19 protein-coding genes are annotated in these 23452 nt (G+C 73.4%); 3 read left to right on the plus strand and 16 right to left on the minus strand.

The features are described 5' to 3' along the window. Positions 1-44: 44 nt before the first annotated feature. The gene (locus tag BLA60_RS32300; RefSeq protein ID WP_084735550.1) at positions 45-611 is read right to left on the minus strand and encodes a hypothetical protein; all 567 of its coding nucleotides are present in this window, start codon (positions 609-611) and stop codon (positions 45-47) included. A gap of 65 nt (positions 612-676) precedes the next feature. Here BLA60_RS32300 and BLA60_RS32305 point away from each other — a divergent pair, with 65 nt between their 5' ends. Beyond that, a complete protein-coding gene (locus BLA60_RS32305) occupies positions 677-3466 on the plus strand; it encodes an FAD-binding and (Fe-S)-binding domain-containing protein (RefSeq protein ID WP_211288919.1) in 2790 nt (929 codons plus the stop codon). On the opposite strand, the gene BLA60_RS32310 is transcribed toward BLA60_RS32305, so the two are convergent. Further along, positions 3443-3919 carry a DUF6474 family protein gene (locus BLA60_RS32310; RefSeq protein ID WP_075136824.1) on the minus strand — a complete coding sequence of 159 codons (477 nt, stop codon included), beginning with the start codon at positions 3917-3919 and terminating at the stop codon, positions 3443-3445. The two genes, BLA60_RS32305 and BLA60_RS32310, sit on opposite strands and share 24 nt — an antisense overlap. 69 nt (positions 3920-3988) lie before the next feature. Between BLA60_RS32310 and BLA60_RS32315 the strand changes: the two genes are divergently transcribed. Next, the gene (locus tag BLA60_RS32315; RefSeq protein WP_075136825.1) at positions 3989-5626 is read left to right on the plus strand and encodes a TM0106 family RecB-like putative nuclease; all 1638 of its coding nucleotides are present in this window, start codon (positions 3989-3991) and stop codon (positions 5624-5626) included. A 7-nt stretch (positions 5627-5633) separates the two neighbouring features. On the opposite strand, the gene BLA60_RS32320 is transcribed toward BLA60_RS32315, so the two are convergent. From BLA60_RS32320 to BLA60_RS32330, 3 genes are read right to left on the minus strand one after another with little or no spacing between them, the layout of a single operon-like run. After that, positions 5634-6392, minus strand: a complete 759-nt coding sequence (locus BLA60_RS32320; protein WP_075136826.1) for an SDR family NAD(P)-dependent oxidoreductase — start codon at positions 6390-6392, stop codon at positions 5634-5636. Between the two features lie 48 nt (positions 6393-6440). After that, complete coding sequence (locus BLA60_RS32325; protein WP_075136827.1) at positions 6441-6938, minus strand: GNAT family N-acetyltransferase; 498 nt, start codon at positions 6936-6938, stop codon at positions 6441-6443. A 13-nt stretch (positions 6939-6951) separates the two neighbouring features. Further along, a complete protein-coding gene (locus BLA60_RS32330) occupies positions 6952-7908 on the minus strand; it encodes an aldo/keto reductase (RefSeq protein ID WP_342744795.1) in 957 nt (318 codons plus the stop codon). Between the two features lie 128 nt (positions 7909-8036). On the opposite strand from BLA60_RS32330, the gene BLA60_RS32335 reads away from it, so the two are divergent. Further along, the gene (locus tag BLA60_RS32335) at positions 8037-8981 is read left to right on the plus strand and encodes an oxidoreductase (protein ID WP_075136829.1); all 945 of its coding nucleotides are present in this window, start codon (positions 8037-8039) and stop codon (positions 8979-8981) included. 286 nt (positions 8982-9267) lie between these two features. Here BLA60_RS32335 and BLA60_RS44360 read toward each other — a convergent pair whose 3' ends face one another. The 11 genes from BLA60_RS44360 to BLA60_RS32400 all read right to left on the minus strand — a co-directional run bounded on the left by BLA60_RS44360 (position 9268) and on the right by BLA60_RS32400 (position 23408). Then, entirely contained in the window at positions 9268-9555 is a 288-nt protein-coding gene (locus BLA60_RS44360) for a hypothetical protein (protein ID WP_075136830.1), read from the minus strand. Continuing rightward, positions 9542-11686, minus strand: coding sequence for an acyltransferase family protein (locus BLA60_RS46325; RefSeq protein ID WP_084735553.1), 2145 nt, complete (start codon positions 11684-11686; stop codon positions 9542-9544). Before BLA60_RS46325 ends, BLA60_RS44360 begins: the two co-directional genes overlap by 14 nt. A 40-nt stretch (positions 11687-11726) precedes the next feature. Further along, a complete protein-coding gene (locus tag BLA60_RS32355; protein ID WP_075136831.1) occupies positions 11727-12956 on the minus strand; it encodes an acyltransferase family protein in 1230 nt (409 codons plus the stop codon). Between the two features lie 60 nt (positions 12957-13016). Then, positions 13017-16766, minus strand: a complete 3750-nt coding sequence (locus BLA60_RS32360; RefSeq protein ID WP_075136832.1) for an FkbM family methyltransferase — start codon at positions 16764-16766, stop codon at positions 13017-13019. After that, a complete protein-coding gene (locus BLA60_RS32365) occupies positions 16759-17943 on the minus strand; it encodes a hypothetical protein (protein WP_075136833.1) in 1185 nt (394 codons plus the stop codon). The genes BLA60_RS32360 and BLA60_RS32365 overlap by 8 nt, the downstream gene beginning before the upstream one ends. 94 nt (positions 17944-18037) lie before the next feature. Further along, the gene (locus BLA60_RS32370) at positions 18038-19168 is read right to left on the minus strand and encodes an SHOCT domain-containing protein (RefSeq protein WP_075136834.1); all 1131 of its coding nucleotides are present in this window, start codon (positions 19166-19168) and stop codon (positions 18038-18040) included. A 17-nt stretch (positions 19169-19185) separates the two neighbouring features. Then, positions 19186-20505, minus strand: coding sequence for an alginate O-acetyltransferase AlgX-related protein (locus tag BLA60_RS32375; protein WP_245812288.1), 1320 nt, complete (start codon positions 20503-20505; stop codon positions 19186-19188). 10 nt (positions 20506-20515) lie between these two features. Further along, positions 20516-21253: an ESX secretion-associated protein EspG gene (locus BLA60_RS32380; protein ID WP_075136835.1), complete on the minus strand. Its 738-nt coding sequence runs from the start codon at positions 21251-21253 to the stop codon at positions 20516-20518. A gap of 33 nt (positions 21254-21286) precedes the next feature. Then, entirely contained in the window at positions 21287-22462 is a 1176-nt protein-coding gene (locus BLA60_RS44660) for a PPE domain-containing protein (RefSeq protein WP_170108426.1), read from the minus strand. Then, positions 22459-23064: a DUF3558 domain-containing protein gene (locus BLA60_RS32395; RefSeq protein ID WP_075136837.1), complete on the minus strand. Its 606-nt coding sequence runs from the start codon at positions 23062-23064 to the stop codon at positions 22459-22461. Before BLA60_RS32395 ends, BLA60_RS44660 begins: the two co-directional genes overlap by 4 nt. Continuing rightward, a complete protein-coding gene (locus BLA60_RS32400) occupies positions 23064-23408 on the minus strand; it encodes a hypothetical protein (protein WP_075136838.1) in 345 nt (114 codons plus the stop codon). Before BLA60_RS32400 ends, BLA60_RS32395 begins: the two co-directional genes overlap by 1 nt. Between the last annotated feature and the right edge of the window lie 44 nt (positions 23409-23452).

Raw genomic sequence — 23452 nt, forward strand, 5'->3', positions numbered from 1 at the left:
GAAGCCGGTCTGCCGTGGTGGCAGCCGGTGTCGGACCGTGTACGTCAGGAGAGAACCGGCGGTCCCCGGCGGGGGCTGACCCGCCGCAACACGATCTCGAGCAGCACCCCGGGCCGGGCGGGCACCCGGGCGGGAACGGCCCCGGCCGGGCCGGCCGAGGGGCCGGGCACCAGCAGCTGGAGCCGGCCGACCAGCCAGCGCAGTGACGCCGCGACCGAGGCGACCGCGCCGCCGGCCCGCACCAGCAGGACCGCCGAGGCGACCGTGGCCACCGCGTGCGCGCCGAACATCAGCCAGCCGTCGACCGTGGGCGCCGGCTGGTGCACGTGGGCGATCTCGGTGAGCAGCACGTGCTGGGCGGCCTGGGTCACGGCCAGCACCCCGACCAGCGTCGGCAGCCCGCCGCGCCGGGCCAGCGACGCGCCACCCCAGGCCAGGACGGTGGTGAGCAGCGCGGTCAGCGAGGAGTCGGCGACCGTGCCACCGGCGGCGCCGTGCGCGGCGATGGTCAGGGCGGCGACGCAGCACGCGAGCAGCCAGCCGGGTACGCCGTGCGCACCACGACTCGCACCACGGCTCGCACCCCGACCGGGGGTCGCCCGTCTGCCCATGGCTACCAAGAGTAGGCCGAGGTACGTCCGGCGGACCAGCGGTCCCGTGCTGCATGGTTGACCGTATGGACCTCCAGGGCCTGCGTCAGCGGCTGTCCGAGACCGTCAACGGCCACGTCGGCTTCGACGCCGCCGACAGAGCCCTGTACACGATGGACGCCTCCAACTACCGGCAGGTGCCGCTCGCGGTGGTGGTGCCCGACACCGAGGACGACGCGGTCGCGGCGGTCGCCGCGGCCAGGGAGTTCGGTGTGCCGCTGGTGCCGCGCGGCGGCGGCACCAGCCTGGCCGGCAACGCCTGCGGCGGCGGCCTGGTGCTCGACCTGACCCGGCTGAACCGGATCCACGAGCTGGACCCCGACGCCAGGACCGCGCGGGTCGGCCCCGGCGTGGTGCTCGACGACCTGCGGGCCGCGGCCGCCGGGCACGGGCTGACCTTCGGCCCCGACCCGTCAACGCACAGCCGCTGCACGCTCGGCGGCATGATCGGCAACAACTCCTGCGGCGCGCACTCGGTGGCCTGGGGCACCACGCTGGACAACGTCGTCGAGCTGGACGTGCTCTGCTACGACGGCCGGCGGCTGACCGTCGGCCCCGGCCTGGCCAACCCCGAGATCGACGCGGCGCTGCACGCGCTGGCCGACGCCGACCTGGCGGTGCTGCGCACCGAGTTCGGTCGCCTCGGCCGCCAGGTGTCGGGTTTCCCGCTGCACCACCTGCTGCCCGAGCACGGCCGGAACGTGGCCAAGGCGCTGGTGGGCACCGAGGGCACCTGTGTGGTGGTGCTCGGCGCGACCGTGCGCCTGGTGCCGGTGCCGCCGGCCAGGGCACTGGCGGTGCTCGGCTTCGCCGACGACGTCGCCGCCGCCGACGCGGTGCCGGCGATCCTGGCGCACTCCCCGCTGACCGTGGAGAGCCTCGACGAGCGGATCGTCGCGCTGTGGGCCGACCGCAACCCCGATCCGCCGCCGGTGCTGCCGGCCGGCGGCGCGTGGCTGTTCGTCGAGTTGGGCGGTGGGGATCCCGGTGACGCGGCGGGGAAGGCCGCGGCGCTGGCCGCCGAACTCGGTGTGCCGCACCAGGTGCACGCCGACCCGGCGGCCCAGCGGGTGCTGTGGCGGCTGCGTGAGGAGGGCTCGGGGATCTCCACCAGGATGGCTGATGGCTCCGAGGCGTGGCCCGGCTGGGAGGACACCGCCGTTCCGCCCCGGCGCCTTGGCGCCTACCTGCGGGAGTTCCGCGCGCTGCTGGAGCGGCACGGCCTGCGCGGCCTGACCTACGGCCACTTCGGCGAGGGCTGTGTGCACGTGCGGATCGACTGGGACCTCACCCACGCCGACGGGGTCGCCGCCTACCGCGCGTTCATCGAGGAAGGCGCGGACCTGGTCGCCGCGCACGGCGGGTCGCTGTCGGGCGAGCACGGCGACGGCCAGGTGCGCGCGGAGTTGTTGCCGCGCATGTACTCCCCGGCGGCGATCGCGTTGTTCGCGCGGTTCAGGCAGGTCTGGGACCCGCTGGGACGGATGAACCCCGGCATGGTCGTCGACCCGTACCCCATCGACCAGAACCTGCGCTTCGCCGCCGTGAGGGAACTTCCGCTGACGACCGCGTTCGGCTACCCGCACGACGGCGGCGACTTCGCCCGCGCGGCCCGGCGCTGTGTCGGGGTTGCCAAGTGCCGCAACCACTCCGGCTCGGTGATGTGCCCGAGCTTCCAGGTCACCGGCGAGGAGCGGCACTCGACGCGGGGCCGCGCGCGGCTGCTGTACGAGATGCTGGCCGGCGAGGTGATCACCGACGGCTGGCGCTCCACCGAGGTGCGCGACGCGCTGGATCTGTGCCTGTCCTGCAAGGGATGTCTGAGCGACTGCCCGGTGAACGTGGACATGGCGACCTACAAGGCGGAGTTCCTGTACCACCACTACCGGGGCCGGCGGCGGCCGGCGTCGCACTACTCGCTGGGCTGGTTGCCGCTGTGGCTGCGGGCGGGCTCACCGGTGAGCGGCGTGGCGAACGCGGGGATGCGCTCGCGCCGGTTCTCCCGCCTGGTGCGGCGGATCGGTGGGATCGCGCCGCAGCGGGCGCTGCCCGAACTGGCCGCGCGGCGGTTCTCGACGCTGGCGCGGGGCAGTGGCCAGCCGGGTGGGCGGCGGGTGGTGGTGTGGCCGGACACGTTCACCGAGTTCTTCGCTCCCGAGGTCGGGCTGGCCGCGCTGCGCGTGCTGCGGGCGGCCGGCTTCGATCCCGTGCTGCCCAACGGTTCGGTGTGCTGCGGGCTGACCTGGGTGTCCACCGGTCAGCTGTCGGTGGCGCGCCGGGTGATGCGCCGGACCCTGCGGGTGCTGGCGCCGGAACTGGCCGCCGGCACCCCGGTCGTCGCGCTCGAACCGAGCTGCCTGTCGGCCCTGCGCGGCGAGGTCCCCGACCTGACCGGTGATCCGCTCGCGGCCGAACTCGCCGCCAACAGCCACACCCTGGCCGGCCTGCTGGCGACCCACGCTCCACAGTGGACTCCGCCGGCGGTCGACCGGGAGGCGATCGTCCAGGTCCACTGCCACCAGCACGCCACCCTCGGCTTCACCGACGAGACCCGGCTGCTGACCGGGGCGGGTGTGCGGATCGAGTCGCTGCCGGCCGGATGTTGTGGCCTGGCCGGCAACTTCGGCTTCGAACGCGACCACTACGAGGTGTCCCAGGCACTGGCCGAGCGTGCGCTGCTGCCCGCCGTCCGCGCCGCCGGCCCGGAGACGCTGGTGCTGGCCGACGGGTTCAGCTGCCGGACCCAGATCGTCCAGGGCGCCGGCCGGGCGGCCGTGCACCTGGCGCAGGTCCTAGATCCCCAGGCGGGCCAGTAGCCGCTGCTCCAACTCGTCCAGCTCGGTGCCGACCGCGCGGTGCGCGGCCCGGCGCCGGCCGGCCGGCATCCGCTCGGCCGCCCGCACCACGGCGGCCAGCTGTTCGAGGGTGCGCCGCGAGGTGTCGGCGAACTCGCGGTCGGCGCCGGTGGCGCCCTCGCGGTCGCGCAACTCGTCGACGGACCGGGCGGCGCCGGTGATCCTGGCGTGCAGCGCCCCGCCCCGCCCGGAGAACGCGGCGATCTCCTCGACCGGGACGCCCAGCCGGCGGGCCCGCAGCCGGTCGATCCGCTCGCGCGCCTCGCCGAAGGCCCGCACCGCGATCGGCGCGACCACCGGGATCACCGCCGGGCCGATGATCTTGGCTACCCCGAGCGCGTTCTTCGCCTTCTTCGGTGTGACCTTGGGATCGCCCGGTGCCGGTTCCCGGGCACTGCGCTTCCAGAGTGCCATGGGGAGAACCTACCCGGGACCGCGACGGCCCGGCGCGTTCTGTCGGTGCGTCGGCCTAGACTTTGAAACGTGACAACTTCGGTGCTGCTCGACGCGGGCGTGGTCAACCGCTGCAGGCGTCGGGTGCACCTCGAGCACGATCCGGCGATGGCGCAGGTGGCGACCGCGCCCCCCGACCCGACCGGTGAACAGCGCAAGGCCGACGCCACCGCCCACCGCCGCTCGATCGCCGACGAGATCGCCGGCCTGGTCGGCGAGGGCTGGGTGGAGATCGAACGCGGCCCCGACCTGCGCGGCACCGACCGGGAGCAGGCCACGCTGGACGCGATGGCCGCCGGCGCCCGGTTCGTCTGGGCCGCCCAGCTGCCGCGCGACCTGCCCGGCAACCGGCGCGGCCAGATCGACCTGCTGGTCGCCACCCCCGGCGGCTACGTTCCGGTGCTCGTCGTGCGACACAAGGTGAGCGACCCCGGCTCCGGCGCGCGGACCTCGCCGCTGGCCGACCCGGTGCCCGGCGCCCGCGCGGTCGACCAGCGCCGCCGGGTGCGCCCCCAGCCGCGTGACCAGCTGCGCCTCGCGCACGCCTACCGGCTGCTGGAGGCCTGCGGGCGGTCCGACGGCTCGGCGCTGGGCGGGGTCATCGGCCTGGACGGCGACGTCGTCGTCTGGCACGACCTGAACGCGCCGACCTGGCCGGGCAGCCGGGGCGCGCTGGCCGAGTACGACGCCCGTTTCGCCGACCGGCTGGCCATCGCCAACGCCGCGGCCACCGGCGGCGAGGCGCTGGCCGCGCCGTCACGGATCGTCGAGTGCCGTTCCTGCCCGTGGTGGCCGGTGTGCCGGGTGGAGCTGGAACAGACCCGCGACGTGAGCCTGGTGGTGCGCGGTGAGGAGGCCACGACGCTGCGCGCGGCCGGCGTGCGCACGGTCGACGACCTGGCCGTGGTCGACCCGGACGACGAGTCGCTGCCGCCGACCGGTATCCCGATGGCCGACGCCGTCGGCCTGGCCAAGGCGTGGCTGGCCGACCTGACGGTCGTGCGCCGGCTGCCCGAGGTGGTGGTTCCGCGCGCCGACGTCGAGGTCGACGTCGACATGGAGAGCTTCGGTGACTCCGGGGCCTACCTGTGGGGCGTGTGGCTGTCCGGCGCGGACGTCGGCGAGCCGCACGGCTACCGCGCGTTCGCCACCTGGGAGCCGCTGCCCACCGACGACGAGGCCCGTTCGTTCGCCGGGTTCTGGCAGTGGCTCACGATGGTCCGGCTCCGCGCCCGCGCGCGGGGGCTGACGTTCCGCGCCTACTGCTACAACGAGCTGGCGGAGAACCGCTGGCTGCTGGCGTCGGCCAAGCGGTTCGCCGGCAAGCCGGGCATCCCGACCACCGAGCAGGTGCAGGCGTTCATCTCCTCGGACGCCTGGTTCGACCTGTTCGGCTCGGTGCGCGACTACTTCCTGTGCTCGCGCGGCAAGGGCCTCAAGACGATCGCCCCGGCCGCCGGGTTCGCCTGGCGTGACGCCGAGGCCAGCGGCGAGAACTCCATGCGCTGGTACCGCGACGCGGTCGGCATGGACGGCGCCGCCCCCGACCAGGGGCAGCGCCGCCGGCTGCTGGAGTACAACGAGGACGACGTGCACGCCACGCTGACGCTGCGCGGGTGGATGTCCTCCCCGGCGGTGAACGAGATCCCGTACGTGGGGGATCTCTAGCGGTGACCTAGCGGGGGGCCATCCGCAGGGCGCCGTCCATCCGGATGACCTCGCCGTTGAGGTAGTCGTGGTCGATGATCGACAGCGCCAGCTTGGCGTACTCGGTCGGGTCGGCCAGGCGCTTGGGGAAGGGCACCCCGGCGGCCAGGGTCTCCCGGAACTCCTCGCTGACCGTCGCCAGCATCGGGGTGTCCACGATGCCCGGCGCGATCGTCATCACCCGGATGCCGTGCGAGGCCAGGTCACGCGCGGCCGGCAGGGTCAGCCCGGCCACGGCGGCCTTGGACGAGGTGTAGGCCACCTGCCCGATCTGGCCGTCGAACGCGGCGATCGACGCGGTGTTGATCACCACGCCGCGCTGGCCGTGCTCGTCGGGCTCGGTCGCGGCGATGGCCTCGGCGGCGACGGTGAGCACGGTGAACGTGCCGACCAGGTTGACCTCGATGACCTTGCGGTAGAGCCCGAGGTCGTGGCGGCCCTTGCGGGACAGGATCCGCGCCGAGGGGCCGATGCCCGCGCAGTTCACCACCACCCGCAGCGGTACCCCGGAGCCGGCGGCGGTCGCCACGGCCGCCTCGACCTGCTCGGTGTCGGTGACGTCGGCGGCGAGGTAGGTGACCCCGTCGACCGCCGGCGCCTGCTCGATCGCCGCCGGCAGGTCGAGGGCGAACACCGACGTCCCGCCCTTCGCAAGCGCTTGCGCGGTCGCGCCGCCCAGGCCGGAGGCCCCGCCCGTCACGATCGCCGCGATGTCCCTGATCCGCATGCCCGTCCCTTCCTCGTACCGGTCACCGGGGAGAAGGTTAACGGGCGTTCAGCGCAGGTCGGCCGCGAGCAGGTCGAGCAGCAGCCCGTCGTGCCACCCCGAGCCGTCCGCGTCGCGCTCGTAGTCGCGCATGATCCCGACCCGCCGGAAGCCGACGGCCTCGTAGCAGCGGATCGCCGCGACGTTGTCGGCCGCCGGGTCGATCACCAGCCGGTGGTGGCCCAGGTCGTGCAACAGGTGCCTGGCCAGCGTCCGGATCGCGTCCCGGCCGACGCCCCGCCCGTGCACCGCCGGGTCGACGAAGATGTCGATCGCCGCGTGCCGGTAGTCGGGGTCGGCCTCCTCGCCGTACTGGACCAGGCCGCGCACCGCGCCGTCGAGCAGGATGCTGTAGCAGGTCAGGTCGGGGTCGTCGAAGGGCCACTCCGGCCCGAACTCGCCCCAGCGTTCGCGCACGGCCACCGTCTCGCCGATCCGCCGCAGGTCCGCGACGTGCGCGGCGACCACCGGGACGAGCGTGACCTGGTCTCCCTGAAGGGTTTCCACCCGCCAACCCTAGTCAGCGGCGGCCGGGCGGACAGATCTCGTCGAGCGCCTTGAGGTCCTCGGACCCCGGGTGCCACTGGGCGGCGGCCGCGTTCGCGACGACCTGTTCGGGGGTGGTCGCGCCGGCGATCACCGAGCCGACCGGGCGCTGGGCGGCCAGCCAGCCGATCGCCACGCTGGTCATCGGGACGCCGCGCTCCTCGGCGTAGGCGCGCAGCTTCTCGATCCGGTCCCACGGCGCCTCGGCCAGCAACCGCGAGCGGCCGGCGAGCCGGGCGCCGGGCGGCGGGTCGGCGTCGCGGTGGTACTTGCCGGTGAGCAGGCCGTTGGCCAGCGGGAAGTAGGGCAGCAGGCCCACGCCGAACCGCTGGCAGGCCGGGATGACGTCCCGCTCGGCCTCCCGTTCCAGCAGCGAGTAGTGGTTCTCCACGGCGATCGGTCCGACCACGTTCCTCGTCCTGGACAGCCACACGGTGTCGGCGATCTGCCAGCCGGCCAGGTTGCACACCCCCGCATAGCGGATCAGGCCCTCGTGCACCAGGTCGTCCAGCGCGCCGAGGGTCTCCTCGATCGGCGTGCGCGGGTCGGCCCGGTGCAGCTGGTACAGGTCGATCCAGTCGGTGCCCAGCCGGCGCAGCGACGCCTCGACCGCGCGCCGCACGTAACGCCGGGAGCCGCGCGCCCCGAAGTCCGGGCCGTTGGCGCCCTGCATGTCGACGCCGAACTTGGTGACGATCACCGCGTTGTCGCGGCGGCCGGACAGCGCCTGGCCGAGTAACTCCTCGCTGCGCCCGCGCGGGGCGCCGTACACGTCGGCCACGTCGAAGATGGTGATCCCGGCGTCGATGGCGGCGCCGATCAGCGCGCGCGAGCCGGCCAGCGACTCCGCCGCGGTCCCCGGCCGGCCGAGGTTGTTGCAGCCGAGACCGACCGCACTGACGACCAGACCGGATTCCCCGAGGTGTCGCATGTCCACCGGGCCAGGCTAGTGAGCCGACTGGACGGCAACCATCAGCCGAACGGTGGGTGTCCACTGGGCCGACCCGCCCACGGCCCCGCCGTGCTGTGGCCGGGCGGCGCGTGCGGCACGCTGGTGCCATGACCAGTGCGATCGACGGGGAGAAACCCGCAGCTGCCGAATGGGTGGCCGGGCACATCTCCCGGCAGGTACGAAGAACCGTGGTGGTGACCGGCGGGAACAGCGGCCTGGGGCTGGAGACCGTCCGCGCCCTCGCCGGCCTCGGCGCCAAAGTGATCATGACAGCGCGCGACCGGGAACGCGGTGAGCGCGCGCTGGAGCGACTGCTGGCCGAACAACCGGCCGGCACCATCGAACTGCGCGAACTGGACCTCGCGGACCTGGACTCGGTGCACCGGTTCGCCGAGGGCGTCGAGGAACTGGACGTGCTGGTGAACAACGCGGGCGTGATGATGCCGCCGCTCGGCCGCACCGCCCAGGGCTTCGAGCAGCAGTTCGGCGTCAACCACCTGGCGCACTTCGCGTTGACCGGCCTGCTGCTGGACAAGCTCGCGCTCGCCGACGAGGACCCGAGGGTGGTCACGGTCAGCTCGGGCCTGCACCGCCGGGGCCGGATCCACTTCGACAACCTGCACGGCGAGCACGGTTACTCGCCCAGCGGGTACTACTCGCAGTCCAAGCTGGCGAACGTGGTGTTCGCGCTGGAGCTGCACCGGCGGCTGCGTGCGGCCGGATCGCCGATCAAGAGCGTGCTGGCCCACCCCGGCTACGCGGCCACCAACCTCCAGTCGGCCGGCCCGAGCGGGGTGGCCAGGGTGATGCTGAAGGTCACCAACCGGCTGATGGCCCAGGACGCGGCGATGGGGGCGCTGCCCCAGGTGTACGCCGCGGCCGGGGCGGACGTGCGCGGCGGCCAGTTCTGGGGGCCGGACGGGCGCGGCGAGTCCAAGGGCTTCCCGACCCTGGTCGAGCCGCTGGACTCGGCCAGGGACCGGGAGCTCGGCCAACGCCTGTGGGCGGTGTCCGAGGAGCTGACCGGCGTGCGGATCCCGCTGGCGCCCTAGGCGTACCCGGCCGTCGCGCCGGCGCAGGGAGGGTTCTCGGCCGGTACCTCGGCTAGTTCCTCGGCTTGGAGGCCGAGGTCTTGGACGGCTGGTCGCACAGGGCGGCCACCAGGCGCACCAGGAACACGGTCGAGACGATCACGAGTGCCAGAACCTGCACCCACATGCTGTCCTCCGGGGTCGGTCGGTGCGTGACCCGTCAGATAGTGGGCCCGGGGCGGCCGGGGGTGCGGTGAACGACACGGCCACGCCGGCCAGAATCACTCGTTAGAGGCGTAACGCCTGCTCAGGTGGTGCGGTGACGCCCGCCGCCGTCCGGGTCGTCGCCGTCGTCGGGCCACGGGACGGCCGCGCGTTCGGGGGCGCGTTCGGGGGCGCGACGGCGTCCGCCGGCCGATCCGTTGAGGAAGTCCTCGGCGCGCCGCCGGCCGCCGCCGTGGGGGGCGGGCGGCTCGTCCCGGTCCTCCAGCCGACGGCGTCCCCCGGAGGGGCGGGCGGCCGGACGCTCTGGCTCGGGCCAGTGCGGGCGGTCCTCGGCCCGGCGGCGTCCACCGGCCGGCTCACCCTCGGGCACCGGCCGGCGGCGTGGGGGCGGGTCGAGGGTGCCGTTGCGGGGCTTGTCGAGGTCCCCGGCCGGCGGCGCGCCGTTGACCGGGACCCCGTTGCGGGGCTCGCGGCGCGGCAGACCGGCGGGCCGGGCCTCCTCGGCCCGCCGCGGTGGCACCTCCCGGGCGGGCTGCCCGTTGCGAAGCGGTTGGCTGTCGCGCCCGGGCTGACCGTCGCGGCCAGGTTGACCGTCGCGAAGCGGTTGGCTGCCGTGGCCGGGGTGGCTGTCTGGGGCGGGTCGGCCGTTGCGGGCGGGTTGGCCGTTGCGGGCGGGTTGGCCGTCGCGAAGCGGTTGGCTGTCGCGGCCACGTTGACCGTCGCGGAGCGGTTGGCTGTCGCGGGCGGGGTGGCTGTCGCGGGTGGAGCGGGCGTCGCCGGTGGGGTGGTCGTTGTGGGGCCTCGGTGGCGGGGTGGGCAGGACGCCGTCGTGGCGTCGTGGCTCGCGGGCGGGTGGCCGGGATTCGGTGCCACGACCGGGAAGTACGCCACTGTCCTGGACCGGAGCGTCGTCCCGGGCGCGGAGGGGTTCGCGGGATCCGTTGCGGCCGGGCGGAAGGGGCGGGCGGGGAGCCAGATTTCCGTTGCGGTGGTGGGGTTCGCGTTCGCCGGGGGGACCGGGATCGGGTCTGGCTCCGTGGTGCGGGGCGGGCGGCGGGGGGGAGGGGGGGGGGGGGGGGCCGGTTTCCGGGGGGGGGGGGGGGGGGGGGGGGGGGGGGGGGGGGGGGGGGGGGGGGGCGGGGGGGGGGGGGGGGGGGGGGGACGGGCCGCTGCCCGCCGGGGCCGGCCGGTCGCCGGGCCGGCGGTTCGCCGCGGTCCCACGGCGCGGGCCGGCGCCGCTGCGGCGGCAGGGGAACCGGCGGGGTCTTCTCGGTCGGGGCGTCCTCGGGGGACTCCTCGTCCTCCGGGTAATCGTCGTAGTCGTCGACATCGTCGTTCTCGTACCGGTCGTCGTACCGGTCGTCGTCCTCGTCGGGTTCCGGTTCGGGTTCCGGTTTGGCGCGGCGGGACAGGCGTCGGGCGAGGTTGTGGCTCGGGCGCTCGACGAAGCGGTACGACACCTCGGAGGCCAGCCCGGTCGCGACCACCGCGATCAGCACGGTCAACCACAGCGGAAGGCTGTTGAACAGCCAGTGCATCAGCGGGAACGCCACCACGCCGTGCAGCAGGTAGATCGAGTACGTGCGTTCCGACAGGTCGGTCCAGAACCGCCGCTGCCGCAGGTACGGCTCGGCGAACAGGCCGATCAGGAACAGCATCATGGCGATGGCGATCGGGAACGGCCGGGGAATGTAGTTCGGGTCGACGTTGAGGTGCCCGGCCCACACGAACATCAGCCACGCGACCGTCACGAACACCCCGGCCAGCCACGCCGGGATCTTCCTGGCCCACGCCGCCCACACCGCCTGGCCCATGATCGGGATCAGCGTGTACACCATGTTGATCACCAGCGCGCGGTACTCGTCGCCGAAGGCCCGGTAGGTGATCAGCAGGACCAGCACGACCTCGAGCTGCACGGCGATCGCCAGCCACGCCCGCTTGCGCAGCAACGGAAGGACCGCGATCAGCATCGCGTAGAACAGCACCTCGACGGCCAGCGTCCAGGCCACCGCGACCCACGAGCCGAACGGCCGGTCGATGAAGTTCCACAGCGACACGTTCGACAGGAACGTCCAGACGTTCACCTCCTGCGGCCTGGTCGAGAGCAGCCCCTGGCCGAGCGCGATCAGCACGGCGGCCAGCGCCACCACGAACAGCAGCAGCGGGAAGATCCGCAGCCCCCGGTTGATCCCGAACCGCTTGGCGCCCATCCGCAGCGCGATCGGGGTCACCACGAAACCGCTGATGATGAAGAAGATCGGCACCGAGATCGCGCCGATGCCCTGGTCGTCCAGGCGCAGCGGCACGACCAGCGCGTTGTCCAGCGCGTCGGTCGGCGGTGTGGTCACACCCTTGTGCTCGTTGATGAACACGTTGTAGATGTGCGTGTACACGACCAGGATCGCCGCCAGCGCGCGGGCGACGTCCAGGAACGCGGTCCTGGTCTTGTCGGGCACGACCTCGGGACCGAGTTGGTCGTCGGCGGGATTGTCCCTGCCCATGTACCGCCCCCGGCTGTCGGAACCTGACCTACCTGGCACCCTAGCGGGATCCACGCCGGGTCAGGGAGGTCGCCAGTTTCGAGAACGGTTGCTCCACGGCCCGGTGCACCAGTTCGGCGACCAGCAGCGTGGCGACGATCGAGATCCCGACGGCGGCGCTGGAAGGCAGGTCCCGCCACAGCCACGCCAGGAGACTGAACGCGATCGTCTGGTGCACCAGGTACACCACGTAGCTCCGGGACGACAGGTAGGTCACCACCCGCCACCGGGGAATCCGATGACTCGCCACCACCGCCAGGATCACCAGCAGCGTGGCGAGCGTGAGCGACACCATGTACCCGTCGTCGTACCGGCCGTACCCGAGCACGTCGCCCCAGTTGAACACCAGCCAGCAGGCCAGTCCGAGCAGCAGGCCGGCCCACACCGGCGTCTTCTTCATCCACACCAGCCAGATCACCTGGCCGAGCACGATCGCCGTGCCGAACGCGCCGATGTTGCCGACCGCCGCCGCGCCGAGGCCCTGGAAGTTCGGCACCACCGACAGGATCACCGAGCACACGGTGATCTGGATGGCCACCGCCAGCCACGGCGTGCGCCGGTAGGCCCACAGCAGCCCGGCGATCATCGCGTACACGGACAGTTGGGTGACCAGCGTCCACGCCACCCCGACCAGCGGCTCGAAGCCGTCGACGAAGAAGTTCAGCAGGAACATGTTGGCGAACATGTCGCCGAGGTCGACCGACTTCGCGCCGCCGGGGATGGAGTAGGCGCCGGCGTTGACCAGCGACCACGCCAGGACCACGCCGACGATCAGTGACGGCAGGATCCGCAGCGCGCGTTTGACGCCGAACTCGCCGGCCCGTTCCTTGGTCGCCACGTGCGCCATGACGAACCCGCTGATCAGGAAGAACAGTGCGACACCGAGGAAGCCGAGCTCCTTGTTCAGGTGCAGCGGCCCGACCAGCATGTCGTCGATGACCTCGCTGATCGGCATCGGCTCTTCCTTGTACCGGTACCAGGTCGAGATGTGGGTGTAGAAGACCAGGCAGGACGCGATGGCGCGCAACAGGTCCAGGCCGTTGAGCCGGCCGCGCCGGCGACCGGGCGCCGGCGGCGCGGCCGGCGCCGGCACCGGCGCCATGACCGGTACCGTCGGCGGTGCCGGCGCGGGCGGCGGTGCTGGCTGTTCGGCGCGTGGGGGCCGGCCGACGACCGGCAGGGTGGGGATCGTCGGCGGGTCGACCGGCCGGGACGTGAGCTGCTCGCTCATCCCGACCTCCCCTCACGGACCGCTGATCACGCCGGTCACCCCGCGCGACAAGCTACCCGATCAGACTGAGGGCCGTAGCCAAAGCGTGACAAAACCCTCTGCCGTGCCCCGGGCCAGCTCCACCAGCGCCTCGTCCGAGTCAACCACGTCCGCCGCGCGGAACTTGCCGTTCTCGGCGGCCTCGACGACCTCCTCGGTGACCGGCACCAGCTGGAAGCCCCACCCCCGGTAGGCGGCCAGCACGTCGACCGGCCGCGCGCCGGCCTGCTCGATGTCGTCCGGGTCGAACTCGGTGAGCACGTGCGGGCGGCCATCACGCAGCGCCGTCGCCATCCCGGCCAAGGCGCGGTGGTCGCGGCCCTGCGCGTCGCACTTCACCACGTCCACCCGCCGCTCGCCGAAGCCGGCCAGCCCGTCCAGGCGCAGGCCGGGCACCTCCAGCGCGCCGGTCGGGTCGATCCGGTTGTCGCCGGTGTTGCCCTCGCCGGACAACGCCAGCCGCAGCGCGGTGTCCTCGTCCCAGGCGGCGCCGTCGACGACCGTGAGCCGCGCGGCGACCTCCGGCGCGACGTTGGCCGCCACGTTGAGCTCCAGCAGTTCCCGCACCGGCGCCCACGGCTCGACCGCGAACACCCGGCCGGCCGCCCCGACCTGGCGCAGGGCCCGCACGGTGAAGTAGCCGACGTGCGCGCCGATGTCGACGAACACCCCGCCGGGCGGCAGCAGCGCGTCGACCAGCCGCGACTCGGCGGCCTCCCACGTGCCGTAGCGGCGCAGCCACGGCAGCACCACCGTGTCGTCGGCCGGCAGCCGCAGCGGGCCGACGTCGGTGACCACGGTCTGGCTGGCGCCGGCCGGCGCCGGGCTGACCAGGTCGTGGTGGCGCAGCAGGCCCGTGCGCAGCAGCGGCAGCTCGGCGGTCAGCTCGGCCGTGGTCGCCTCGACCACCGCCATCCACTCGGCCCGCTCGTGGAACAGGCTCATCATCCGGTGTTCCAGCTCGGCGAGCCGGCCCCCGAGTTCGTTGGCCTGGTCGCCGATCCGCTGGTCGACCTGCGCCTGCGTCGGCCGCTCCCACAACTGCGCGAACTCCCGCAGCGACTCGCCGACCTCGGCGTTGACCGCCTGCTGGGCCGCCCGGTCGGTGGCCTGGGACCGCTCCAGCCGCTCCACCCTCGCCAGCAGGTCCGCCTGACCGGCGGCGACCTGGGCGAACGTGGCGCCGACGCCGTCCATCAGCTCGGTGAGCACCGCCCGCTGGTGGTGGTCGTAGTGGTCGAGCACCCGCAGGATGCCCCGGCGCAGCGCGGCCGCCATCGGCACCCGGCTCGCCGCCGCCGGATCGGCCCGCCAGCGCAGCGCCTCACGGCTGTGCTGGAACGGGGTGAGCGGGCTGTCCGGCGCGACCCCGCCGGCCCGCCGGTGGCGCCAGACGCCGTGCGCCCGCTCCACGGCGGTCCGCACCCAGGCGGCGGCCGAGGCCATCGACCGGCTGGTCAGCACGTGCCGGCGGGCGGCCGCGCCCCGGCGCGCCGCGGCGTCCGGGTCGTCGGCGACCTCGCGCAGCGCGGCGGCCATGGCGTCGGTGTCCGGCTGCGCCCAGTGGGCGTCACGTGGATAAGGTTCGTTGCCGGCACCCACCCTGACCAGCTGGTACGGGATGGGCCAGCCGGTCTCGGCGGTGAGGAACTCGGCCGTGCCGCCGTAGTCGGTGGCGATCACCGGCAGGCCGTGGGCCATCGCCTCGGCGACCGTCAGACCGAAACCCTCACTGCGGTGCGGCGAGAGGTAGCAGTCGGCCGACTCGAACAGCTTCGCGACCTCCTCGGCGCTGAGGTACTCCTCGATCAGCTCGATCCGGTCGTCCCCGGCGGCGGCCATCCGCAGCCGCTCACGGTCGCCCGGGTGCCGCTTGCCGTTAATGGTCTTGAGCACCAGCCGCACGTCGTCGCGGCCACCGAACGCCTCGCGGAACGCGGTGATCGCCGCGATCGGGTTCTTGCGCTCGAAGATGCTGTTGTGGTCGAACACGAACAGGAACCGGGTGAGCCCGTCGCGGCGGCCGGTCCTGGCCGGCGCGTCGGGGGCCAGCGGGTCGCGCACCGGCACCGGGAAGGTGTGCACCGGCACCGGGGAGTGCTCGCGGATGGCCCGCGCGCAGAACTCGCTGATCGTCCAGATCTCGTCGACCTGGCCGAACGCCGGGTGCATGGCCGGCGGGAACGAGTCCAGTTCCCAGGACCACACGCCGACCACGTACCGGTCGCGATCGAGGTCGGGGTGCATCCGCAGGGTCGCGGCCGTCATGTCGGCGTTGACCACCAGCACGCTCACGCCGTACCGAGGGTCGCCGGCCGCCGCGCCCGACGGCAGCGGGTGGTCGGTCCGGCTGACCACCGTGAACTCCTCGACGGCGGTGGCCACCGGGACCCCGCTGTCGACCACGGCCCGGTGCAGCAGCCGGCCCAGCTCACCGACCCCCAGCTCGGCGGTCAGGTAGCCCAGCACGTTCACGCCCAGGTCCTCGACCACCGGCACCGGCTCGCGCGCCGGCCGGTCGGCCACCGCCGAGGCCGGCAGCTCACGCTCGTTGGCGCCCGAGGTCAGGCACCAGTGGCGGTAGCCCTCGGCGTCGGTGTGCAGCGGGTCGGGGTAGACCCGCCGCAGGTCCTCGCGGGAGTGCCACAGCGCCTCGGCCCAGCGCGAGAGCCCGGCCCGCTCCTGGGCGGGGGTCGCCGGCTCGACGGCCCAGGCCAGCAGGTCCCGCGCGGAGTCACCGCCGAACGGGTTGGGCGGCGCCGGGGTGCCCTTGCGCTCGGAGTCCACCCACGCCGAGCGGTACACCCGGCGCAGCGACGGCGACACCGCGGTGCCGTCGGGCAGGGTGTTCCACCGGTAGGGGATGTCGTCGAGCGCCTGGCGGTAGCCGGCGGCGAACAGCTGGTCGCGGTAGCCGGCCGCCAGCTCGGCGAACACCGGGTACTCGGAGAGCAGCACCCGCGGCCTGTCGGCGTAGTGGGTGGTGGCCAGCCACGGCTTCTCCGGGCGGTAGCCGGAGTAGTGCACGAACCGCAGCGGGTGCCCGGCGGCGGTCACCGTGCCGTCCTCGGCGCGGACCAGCGGACGCTGGTAGACGTTCCAGTAGGCGACGTTCCAACCCGGGTCGCCGACCACGGTGTTGCCGAACAGCGCCGGCACGTTGTCCACCCAGCGCTGGTCGGTGAACAGCTGCTCGGTGACCGAGGAGATCGCGTCCTGGCGCAGCCGCTCGGCCCAGAAGTCCAGGAACGGCGTCGCCTCCCGCGACATGCCGACGAAGCCCAGGTTGAACACGCCCGACGCCATGATGTCGGCCTCGCTGGGCCGCAGGCCGTCGCGCGGCATCGGCTCCAGCACGTGCGGGGTGAGCACGATCTCGTGCGCCGAGGCCAGCACCCCGACCTCGGTGGCGAACGACCCGAACACCTCGATGTCCGGGTCGAGGTAGATGGCGATCTCGTGCGCGTCGAGCAGCGTGCGCAGCAGCCACGGCTTCACCGCGGTGCTCAGCTCGGTCACCGAGTACGCCAGCGCCATCCGGCCGAACTCGCCGGCGTCCAGCGAGATGTCGCCCGGGCCGAGGAAGCGGATGCCGGGCACCCGCTCGGTGAGGTCGGCCAGCTCGTCGGCGTCGGCGTCGATGACCAGCACCGCGAACGCGGCGTCCGGGTGGTGGCGGGTGAACGACTCGGCCAACACCCTGGCCGCCGGCACGTAGTTGCGCGCGACGATCGTCCCGGCGCAGATGCCGGCGGCCCCGAAATCAGCCATCCGCCGGCAACTTCTCTAGCTGGCTGGCCAGCACCTCGTCGAACAGCGCGTTGGTGCCTTCCTTGTCCTCGCCCTGGGCCTGGAGCCGGATGACCTGGTTGCCCGAGGAGTAGTGCGAGCGCAGCAGCGGGCCCTTGCTCGCTTCCTGGTTGGCGGCCGAGAGCACGTTCTCCGGGCCCTCCCGCTCGCTGAGGCTGAACCGCAGCTGCAGGGCGCCGAGCTCGTCGCGGGCCGTGGCGGCGGCCGCCTCGTCGGACATGGTGACCACCAGCACGATGACCCGGATGCCGTTGTCGTTGGCGATGGCCACCGCGGCCTCGCCAGGACCGCCGGCCTCGTAGAGCCCGATCTCCTGCGGGGTCAGGTAGTCGATGCCCTTGACCTTCTCGAACGAGTCGATCTGCGACATGTTCTGCTGCTCGCCCGGCAGCTCCACGATCGGGCCCTCGGGGACCTCGGAGGTCGGCGGGGCGCTCTGCGTCTGCTGCGGGTCGTCACCGCCGCCGCCGGGGGGCGGGTCGGCGGTCTCGTTGTCCGGGCGGAACATGAAGTAGGCGCCGGCGGCGATACCGATCAGCACGACGACGATCCCGATGATGCCCAGCACCTTGCCGGTGCTCGACTTCTTCTCGGTCTCGAAGACCTCGGGCCCCTGTCTGGCCCAGTCCGGGGTGCCGGCGGCGGCCAGCGGCGGGAACTCCTGCCCGGCCCACGGCGGCGCCAGGTCCTCCTCGGCGCCCCACGGCGGCTGGTTGGGCGGCGGCTGCGGGAACCCGCCGGGCGGCGAGGGCGCCGGCCGGGGCGGGTAGGAGCCCTGGGCCTGCGGCGGCACCCCCGGCACGACCTGCGTGCGGTTGGGGTCCTCCGGCGGGGTGGCCCGCCAGCCGCCGACGGCCTGGGTACGGTCGGAGTCGCCGAGGTCCTGGCCGGACACGACCTGGGTCCGGTCGGCGTCGTCACCGCCCGTGTTCGCGCCACCCTGCTGCTGCGGCGGCGGCTGCACGGCCGGCATCATCGTGGTCGACTCGGCGGCCGCGTCCTGGCCGGCGCCCGGCTGCGCGCCGGGGGAGACCGCGGTGGACAGGATCTGGTCGCGCCGCGACCGGTAGTCATCGGCCGAGATTCGCCCGGCGGCGAGCTCGTCATCGAGCTTGCGGAGTTCGTCCTGCCAGGACACCCTGGCCCCCTTCCATATGACCGGCCGCCGACACGGCGTCAGATCTGCACTCGCCCCGAACCTGCATATTGTGCATGGGACCTGCCGGTCGGTTTCAGTCGGCCGGAAGCCGCTCGGTCAGCTCGGTGAGGATCTTCTGGAACTCGTCCCGCAGCTGCTGCTCGTTCCCGTCCGGCTGGGTGGACACGTTGAGCTGGACCCACACGTCGCCGGAGTTGTACACGGCGATGAACGTGCGGAACTGGTCGTCCTGGCGGGTGATCACCGGCGGGTCGTCCGGCGAGACCTCCTGCGCGGGGGTGAAACCGGCGCGCTGCAGGTGCTCGCGGGCCAGCACCGCCACCCCGTCCGCGCCGTTGGCCGGCGGGATCGGCGAGGCGACCACCAGGTAGCCGTAGCCGGGGCGCACCGAGCCCCGGTAGACGACCTCGCTGGAGCCGTTGTCGGCCAGCATCGCGCCGTAGGGCTTGGTGAACAGCTTCAGCTCGCGGGCCTTGTCCAGCGACATCGTGCCGTTGTTCTCGTTGGCCCTGCCCGGCAGCTCCGGCATCTTGCCGTCGATCTCGTCGGTGCCGGTGGTGGCCGGTTGCTGCTCGGTGGTGGTCTGTGGCGGCGGCCCGGCGGTGTCGCCGCCCCCCTCGTCACCGCGTAACACGAACCACCACACGCCACCGCCGACCAGCGCCAGCACCAGCAGCGGCACCAGGAAACGCAGCGCGGTCGAGCCGCCACCGGAGTTGTTCTGGGTGAACACCTCCTGGCCCTGGATGGGCGCGGCGCGGTAGGGCGTCGGGCGCACCCCGGGCGGCCCGACCGGCATCGGCGGCAGTGGGCCCTGCGGGCCCTGCTGGACCGGTGGCGCCGGCGGGATCTGGTCGGCGGAGACCACCTGGGTGGTCTCGTCCTCCTTGGTCACCACCGAGGTGTTGGCCTCCGGCTCCGGCGCGGCCTGCGCGGTGGCGTCGACCGTGACGACCAGCGTGGTCTCGGCCGCGGACGCGTCGTCAGCGGCGGCGGCGGTGTCAGCGGCGGCCGTTCCGGAGGCGCCGTTGGTGGCGGGGTTGGCGGCCGCCCACAGGTCCTCGCGGGCGCCCCGGCCAGGGTTGGGCGAGCCGCTGGAGGCCTCGGCGAGGATCTCGTCGCGGGCCTTGCGGTACTCCGCGGCGCCGATCTCTCCCTTGGCCAGGCGCGCGTCGAGCTGGCGAAGGCTGTCCTGCCACGTCATCAGTTCAGGTCTCTCCACTAGCGGATCGGGCGTTTCTGCAGTTCTTCGCGAACGAGGTCGATGAAGGAGTCCTCGAGCAGGTTGAGGCTGCCCCGGGCGATGTTGCGCTCGACGATCTCCAGGATGACCACCTCGTTGTCGCCCATCGTCCGTGCGACCAGGCCGGGGTCGGGTTCGACGGTGCTGTAGTACAGCTGGGTGACGTCGGAGAACGCGGCCGGTAGGTAGGACGAGATCGGGAGGGTGAAGGAGTCACCGAGCAGCAGTGTAGGGCGCTGGATCATCCCGTCCAGCGGGTCGGAGGTCCGTCGCACCGGTTCGCGCAGGTCGTTGACGGCCGAGGCGGTCCGGTCGGTCTGCCCGTCGGGACGCAGCCGGTAGCTGGTCGAGTCGTTCTTGCCCTCCTGGCCGATCAGCGGCGGCAGGTCGGCGGTGGACTGCCGCTCGCCGCGCCTGCTGATCTCCCAGTCGTCGGTGACGCCCGGCTCGAGTTCCTCGGCGATCTGCTCCAACATCGTCAGCGCGCCCTCGTTGGTCCAGTGCGAGTCCTGCGGGAAGTAGACGGGCTTGTCGTACTCCTCGGCGGCGGCCGCCAGCGGCGGGCGCATGTCCAGCGCGTCGGCGGTGGCGGCCAGCTGGCTCCACAGGGCGGGGGTGGCCTTCTCCGCGCAGTCCCGGCCGGCGTAGGAGTCGGGCAGGTTCTCGGGGATCATCGTCGTCTTGTCCGGCACGGCGACCAGCACGAACTCCCGCCCGGACGCCTCGACCGCGGCACGCAGCTTGACCAGCTGGCCCATGGTCTCCTCGACCGGCCGTCTCGGCTGACACTTGGCGATGACGTCCTGGCCGAGGTAGAGCCAGCCGTCGTCGCCCTCGATGACCCGGCGGTACCCGGCGGCGTCCGGCTCGTTGGCCGGGTTGTCCGGTTCGGTGGTCCGCTCGTCGCCGGGGTTGCCGGGCAGCGGCCCCGACGGGGTGGAGGTGCCCTGGTCGAACGGCGCCGGCTCACCGAAGAAGGTGCGGCTGACCCAGTCGGCGGCCGAGATCGCGCCGCCCCGGAAGACGAGGTTGTCGGTGGCCCACGGGTCCATGCCGGTGAGGAAGTCCCAGCCGTCCCAGACGCTGGGGAAGGAGGCCAGCTGGTGGTTCTCCAGCTCGGCGGGACGCATCCCGAGCAGCCACATGAACGTCGGCGTGGTGAAGAAGACCAGGGCACTGATCAGCGCGGTCAGCTGCCGCCCACCGTGACGGGGCCGGTGCAGCGAGTGCTCACGCGGGAGCCACGCCTCGTGCACCGGGGGTAGCCCGTCGACCGGCCGCCGATCGTCCAAGGTCACGGCGGCTACGTTAGCCGTCGGCCTCGGGAGGTGTCCCCGGGTTGCCGACAGTGGCGGCGGCGGATCGTTGCACCTGTAATTCGGCGGTCACGTCGGCGCGGGTCGCCGGGCGGATCTCCAGCACGTCACGGGTGGTGGCGACCAGGTAGCGGCCGTGCGCGGAGTCCACGTAGCTGACCGGCGCCCGGCCGCCCACCGGGTACAGCTCGCCGGCCCCCGTGGTCGGCGCGGCCACCAGCGCCGCGGCCCGGCGCACCTGCGGCCCCACCCGGCGCAGCCCGGCACCGCCCTCGGTCGGCCGTCCCCCCGACGGATCGGTGGCCCGCAGCTCCGCCAGGTCCACCCGCAGCGGCGGCCCGGCCCCGGCCGGCACGTCCGGCAGGTGGGCGGCCAGCCGCTCGGCCAGCCGCTGGCGGTGCACGCTGCGCACGGTGACGTCGTTCCCGGAGCGCACCGCCAGCACCGCCTCCCGCCCGATCGCCCCGGCCAGCACCGAGGTGGTGCGGTGCTCGTGGGTCAGCCACCCGTGGAACCCGACGTCCGGCCGGCACACCACGGCCAGCGCGGCCACCACCTCCCGGTCGATCTCACCGTCGCGGCGCCGCCAGCCCAGCCGCGTCAGGTGCCGCTCGACCAGCCGCCCGAACCGGCCGGCCGCCGCCGGGTCCCGCCACAGCGGTTCGGGCGTCAGCCCCAGGTGCGGCTCGCCGAGCCCCAGCCCGGCCACCAGTTCCGCCAGCACACGCACGGGAAGTCGCGCCGGCGCGGGCAACACCACGGCTCAGGCCTCCGCCGGTCGGTCCACCAGCCCGATGATGGCCGGCGAGACGATCTCGTCGTAGCCGAACAGCTCCTCGGGGTCGTGCTCGGCCAGGTAGGCCGGTGCCCGCCGCTGTCCGTCCTCCTCCCGCCGCGCCCCGCCGGTGGGCACCCCGCCGAGCGGCCCGGCGGCGGCGCGGTGGGAGGTACCCCACTGGCTGGCGCGGGCGGCGGTCCGCTGCTCATCGCCCCGCCCGGGGACCGCCGCGCCGGGCGTGCGGAACCCGCCGGCCCCGCCCGGTCTGCCCGCCGTTTCCGGCCTGCCGACCGGACCGCTGACCGTTCCGGGCCCGCCGATCGGACTCGTCCCGTCCACGGGCCTGCTCCCACCCGTTCCGCTTGTCCCGTTGGTCGCGCCGGACCTGTCCGCCGCGCCCGTCCAGCCGGCGATCTCGGTCGGCCGCGACTCCTCCCCACCCGGATCCGCCGCGCCGGGAATCACCGGGTCAGGACCCACGCCCGGACGCGCCGTGCCCGCCGCCTCGCCGCCCTCCGCCGTCGCCTCCGCCGTCGCCTCCGCCGTCGCCTCCGTCTCGCCGCCCGCCTCGCCGCCCGTGTCACCGCCGGCCCGGAGCGACCCCGTGCCACGCGGTCCGCCCTCCACCGACGACCCGCCCGCACCGACCTGGACGTCGACCGTCGCCAACGTCCCGTAGGACCGGGGGAGGTGCACGGTGTTGTGGTCGCTGGCCCCGGTGTACCCGACCATCACGTCGACGTTGTTCCGCGCCGCCGTGAGATGCGCGGTGACCTCCCGCAGGAACGTCCGCGCCGTGTCCGGCGAGTCCAGCACCCACGGCCGCACCTCGGTCGGCGCCGGCGGTACCGGCACCACCCGGTTCCGCGCCTCGACGAACGACTCCGCCTGCCGCGACACCAGATCCTCCGCGGTCGCCAACTCACCCGCCGCGAACTCGTACTCGGCGATCACCGGCCGGGTGGCCCGCTGGGCGGCCTCGGCGGCGTCACCCTGCCACGCCGACTCCAACTCCCGCGCCAACACGTGCGTCCGGGACGCCAGGTCCCGATAGCCCTCCGCCACCGTGCGCACTATGTCGGCGCTGACATTCAACCCGTCCGGGCCAGGCCCTTTCTGGAAATTCTCGTAGATCTCCTGGCCGGTGTACTGGATCGTCACGAGGCCCCCTTCCGCAATGTCGTGACAACGGCTTCGGCGACATTTTTCGCTCTGGCGCAGGACCGTGTCGCATCCGTGTCGCCGTACTCCGAAGTCCGAAAGAACAGCGTGTTCGAAATCCCCACCGAGATGTTGCAAATGCCGTCGGCGCGCTGGTCGGCATAGCTGTGGAAGACGGCGGGGTAGTCCCCGACCGTGGTCTCCTCGAAGTACGCCTGCTCGTCGCGCAACGCGTACAGCGTCGCGAGTCCGACCTGGTCGCGGACGACGAAGCCGACACCGATCGTGCTGTTCTCCTCCGGTGAGGTCTGCCAGAAGCACTGCGGCCCGACCGTGTCGGCGAGCGTGCTCCCGGTGTCGGCCTGGCCGGGGCCGACGACCCCGAAGCCGGCCAGCTGCTCGCGGCCGAGCACCGCACAGGGGTCGTTGAGGTAGCGGGCCGCGTCCAGCGGCTCGTCCACCCGTGGCGCGTCGTGGGAGTCCGGTGCGGTCGAACCCGGTACCAGGGTGTCGCCTGGCAGGGGTTCCCCGGCGCTGGTGGACGTGCACCCGACCACCAGCGCGGCGACGACGAGCACGTTCGCGACCGTCGCCCGGCGCATCAGCGACCCGTGAGCCGGATGGTGTTGCCCGCCTCGGTCTCGTCGTAGGTGGCGCGCGCGGCGCTCAGCCGCTCGACCTGCGCCGTCGCATGGTCGAGCAGCGTCCTGTTGTGCATCGCCGCGATGCCCATCGAGTCCACGAAGGTCCGCGCCTGAAGGGAGCTGGGGCGGTCGGCCGCCGGCGCGTTCGCCACCAGCGCCACCTGCTCCAGGTTCGACCCGTGGGTCCTGATCTCGGCCTGAATGTCGTTCCAGCGGGCGATGATCGTGTCCAGGTGGGCAAGATCGGCGAAGAAGTAATCACTGGGTGTTTGCTGATCAGAATTTCCGGACGGGCTCGTCACGGCGTCCCTCCCCAGGGTGTTTCCGACGATGCGGACAATACTGG

The sequence above is a fragment of the Actinophytocola xinjiangensis genome (genome assembly GCF_001921215.1).
GTDB lineage: Bacteria > Actinomycetota > Actinomycetes > Mycobacteriales > Pseudonocardiaceae > Actinophytocola > Actinophytocola xinjiangensis.

Coding starts and splice junctions, on each gene's coding strand:
- BLA60_RS32300 (WP_084735550.1), bottom strand. CDS start 611: ATGGGCAGACGGGCGACCCCCGGTCGGGGTGCGAGCCGTGGTGCGAGT.
- BLA60_RS32305 (WP_211288919.1), top strand. CDS start 677: ATGGACCTCCAGGGCCTGCGTCAGCGGCTGTCCGAGACCGTCAACGGC.
- BLA60_RS32310 (WP_075136824.1), bottom strand. CDS start 3,919: ATGGCACTCTGGAAGCGCAGTGCCCGGGAACCGGCACCGGGCGATCCC.
- BLA60_RS32320 (WP_075136826.1), bottom strand. CDS start 6,392: ATGCGGATCAGGGACATCGCGGCGATCGTGACGGGCGGGGCCTCCGGC.
- BLA60_RS32330 (WP_342744795.1), bottom strand. CDS start 7,908: ATGCGACACCTCGGGGAATCCGGTCTGGTCGTCAGTGCGGTCGGTCTC.
- BLA60_RS32335 (WP_075136829.1), top strand. CDS start 8,037: ATGACCAGTGCGATCGACGGGGAGAAACCCGCAGCTGCCGAATGGGTG.
- BLA60_RS46325 (WP_084735553.1), bottom strand. CDS start 11,686: ATGGGCAGGGACAATCCCGCCGACGACCAACTCGGTCCCGAGGTCGTG.
- BLA60_RS32355 (WP_075136831.1), bottom strand. CDS start 12,956: ATGAGCGAGCAGCTCACGTCCCGGCCGGTCGACCCGCCGACGATCCCC.
- BLA60_RS32360 (WP_075136832.1), bottom strand. CDS start 16,766: ATGGCTGATTTCGGGGCCGCCGGCATCTGCGCCGGGACGATCGTCGCG.
- BLA60_RS32370 (WP_075136834.1), bottom strand. CDS start 19,168: ATGACGTGGCAGGACAGCCTTCGCCAGCTCGACGCGCGCCTGGCCAAG.
- BLA60_RS32395 (WP_075136837.1), bottom strand. CDS start 23,064: ATGCGCCGGGCGACGGTCGCGAACGTGCTCGTCGTCGCCGCGCTGGTG.